Source organism: Microcoleus sp. K4-B3 (genome assembly GCF_036704615.1).
GTDB lineage: Bacteria > Cyanobacteriota > Cyanobacteriia > Cyanobacteriales > Microcoleaceae > Microcoleus.
Genome location: NZ_JAUBSF010000190.1, coordinates 1 through 2,687, shown reverse-complemented (window position 1 = coordinate 2,687; position 2,687 = coordinate 1). Strand labels below are relative to the sequence as shown.

The 2,687-nt window shown below is 50.9% G+C and carries 3 protein-coding genes; all 3 read right to left on the bottom strand.

Features of this window, described 5'->3' with window-relative positions; genetic code table 11:
- Positions 1-154: 154 nt before the first annotated feature.
- On the bottom strand, positions 155-1,327 hold the full coding sequence (locus QUA78_RS32125; RefSeq protein WP_333307217.1) for a DUF4335 domain-containing protein: 1,173 nt from the start codon (positions 1,325-1,327) through the stop codon (positions 155-157).
- A gap of 3 nt (positions 1,328-1,330) precedes the next feature.
- Positions 1,331-1,957 carry a DUF3038 domain-containing protein gene (locus tag QUA78_RS32120; RefSeq protein ID WP_333307219.1) on the bottom strand — a complete coding sequence of 209 codons (627 nt, stop codon included), beginning with the start codon at positions 1,955-1,957 and terminating at the stop codon, positions 1,331-1,333.
- A gap of 147 nt (positions 1,958-2,104) precedes the next feature.
- Positions 2,105-2,503: a hypothetical protein gene (locus QUA78_RS32115; protein ID WP_333307221.1), complete on the bottom strand. Its 399-nt coding sequence runs from the start codon at positions 2,501-2,503 to the stop codon at positions 2,105-2,107.
- Positions 2,504-2,687: the final 184 nt, after the last annotated feature.

Genomic DNA, 2,687 nt, shown 5'->3' with positions numbered 1-2,687 from the left:
TTAAACGGAAAAACTTTTTGACTCCAACTTTTCACAACTGATAAAAAATTTCCACACACATCTGCGGAATGTGGGATTTAAGCGGGATTTGGTATCAGTCAACAGTCAACCGTTAACAGTCAACCGTTAACCGTTAACAGTCAACAATCAACCATTACCAAGGAGTGACTTGAACAGTGCCGTCTGGTGCAAAAACTACTCGGAAATCAGCCAGCGGTTCCGCAGGCGGCCTGCTGCCAACCGGTTTGTAAAGCAACTCCGACAACGGCGTTTCGGATCGATCGACTGCTGCCGAATTTTCCGACTTGTAACCGACAATCGCCCCGTCTTTAGCCACACTCACCCGATAAACCAACTCCGCATCAACGCGAGGCTTATTCTTCACAACTCCGTCAATTTGCTGGGAAAGTTTGCCCTTCAACAGCTCAATTTCGCCTGGATCGCTAATTGGCACGGCTGCCACCTCAGGGCTTGCCAAACCTTCAGAAACAGGACTCGGCGTGCTTTCCGGCGAAGTGTTCGACTGCGGTGTGGCGCTAGGTGAAGCGTCCGACTGCGGCGCGGGGATCGGAGTCGGCGAACTCGATTCAGCGTTCGGAGTTTTATCCCCAGGCAGCAAACCGCCCGCCGCAGGCGTAGGATTGGGATTAGGCGAACCCGATCCGCCCGGATTCGGCGTTCCCAGATTCTGACCGCCAGCATTCGGCTGCGGCACCGGATCTCTCGCGCGCTGGACTTCGGGCACTGGCACCAAGAAAAACGCCATCGCCGCCAAAGCCAAACTCGACACCCCCACGACAGCAGGCAAACTCCGCTTCGCCAAAGGTTCGGCAGACTTGATATAACGCCTGGAAATTGGGGTTAATTGCAGTGACAATTCCGGCAGCGTCTGCGTGTCCGCAAAAAACTGATCGATCGCCTCTACCAAGTCAAATAGCTGTACTGTCGTCAAATCTACTTTTGCCGACACTTCTGTTTTTTGATCGATTTGGGTTGGGCTGCCTGTTTCGGTGGGTAGAACGGTCAACCGATGCAAATTCCCGTCAATTCTGTGCAACTGTACCATACCCAAATTCGGGCCGTAGCGATCGGGATAATGCACTCCGCTCATAAATTCTTGAGCGTAGCTGCTAACGGCCCTCACCAAGCTTTCAAAAAAGTCTCGTCCCCCGCTTAGGGGCTCGCCGAGACCTGTAACATAGCATTCAGCGCTCATTAGTATGGAAAGCACCGGCCGTATATCTAACTGGCTGGCTGCCGATCCATCGCTCAACCCTTCTAGAACCAGGGTGCAATTTGGCAGACTGTACTGACGCCTAATAGTCATTTTTTATTCAACTTCTCCATCAAACAGGCTAACCCAGAAGCGCTGCATTCCGGCTGTGCCTGTACAAAATAGCAGTTTGCTCAACAAGTTCAAAGCTAGTTCGTTGAGCTTGTCGTCGGAATCGTAAGCTGCAACTAGCGATCGCTTGGGGTTCATGCGCGATCGAAAGTGAGATCGAAAGCGTTCTAAATACTCAGCCAGCGGCAAGTTCTGGTTGAGGGGGATATTTCTCGATCGCAACTGCTGCGAGTCTAGCAGCAACTGCCGAATTGTCGCGGTTAACTTGCGCGCCATATTGCAGGCGATCGCCACCAGCGCTTTTGCCTCCACAATGGTAAGGGAGCGGCGCTGGGTGTAGCGTCTGAGCGGGTTAGTATTGCGCATCAGCCAAAGGGCAACCCGATTTTTGATAATTGATTCCAATTCCAGGTCCTTTGACACTGCCAGCATTTCTTCAGCACCTCCGAGATACAAGGCTTCGATCGCCAGCAACATCAAGTCAATTTGCAATCTAGCCCGGCGGGGACATCCCCCATCGGAGGGCGACAAGTCTGGCAAACTGTCTAAAATCAACGGGTTTGACTGGGTAAGCGAAGTTTCTGACGGCATTAAGATCACGGCAACATCCATTCCAAACAAACTATACGGGTATGTGGGGTCTCGGGCATGACAAATTCAGAACCGACGACTCCTCAGGGATACTTTATTTTGATCGTTGACTTTTATGTATATATTTCACTCTAGCAATTTCCTGTGCTGGTTTTTAGGTTTTAGATTCTAGATTTCAGGGTGAACGAGATCGCGCACAAGTTCTCGGAATAGCAGCTTGACTGCTTTGGCCGCCACGCGCGATCGCACCAAACGCACCGGGCGACCGCTCAGTTTTTCAGCGTCCATAATCTTCCCTAGCCGATCGCCGATGTCATTGGCAAAGCGGCAGCGCTGCGGTTCGATCCTGGTAAAAATCCACTGCCACAAAGCTTTGCGACACAAATCGCTGCCGCCGACAACTTTTGATTTTTGCAAATCTCCGCTGCTTCCTTGCGATGGCGCATACCCCAAAGCTTTGCAAAATCGGCGAAGTGATAAATGCCGCTTGGTTGGTTTGCCCGATCGCCTGCCTTTGCGAATCTTGATGTCGGGTTTGCCATCCGCTGCGAGCTGAGAGGGTGACAATCGAGGGAAAACCCAGACGGGGCAATTGTTTGAGATAATGGAGAAGTCGTAAAAAAGCGGGTGGCTTTTGGAGCCACCCCACAAAAAATGCTAAAGACATTATACCAAAAGCAGGGTAAGCTCATCTAATTTGGTATAAATTGTACTTGACAATGAGTCAAATAAGTGAGATGACAACAATGCC

What these genes read in the sequence shown, in the direction of transcription:
- QUA78_RS32120 (WP_333307219.1), bottom strand. Translation starts at nt 1,957, where the DNA reads ATGGATGTTGCCGTGATCTTAATGCCGTCAGAAACTTCGCTTACCCAG.
- QUA78_RS32125 (WP_333307217.1), bottom strand. Translation starts at nt 1,327, where the DNA reads ATGACTATTAGGCGTCAGTACAGTCTGCCAAATTGCACCCTGGTTCTA.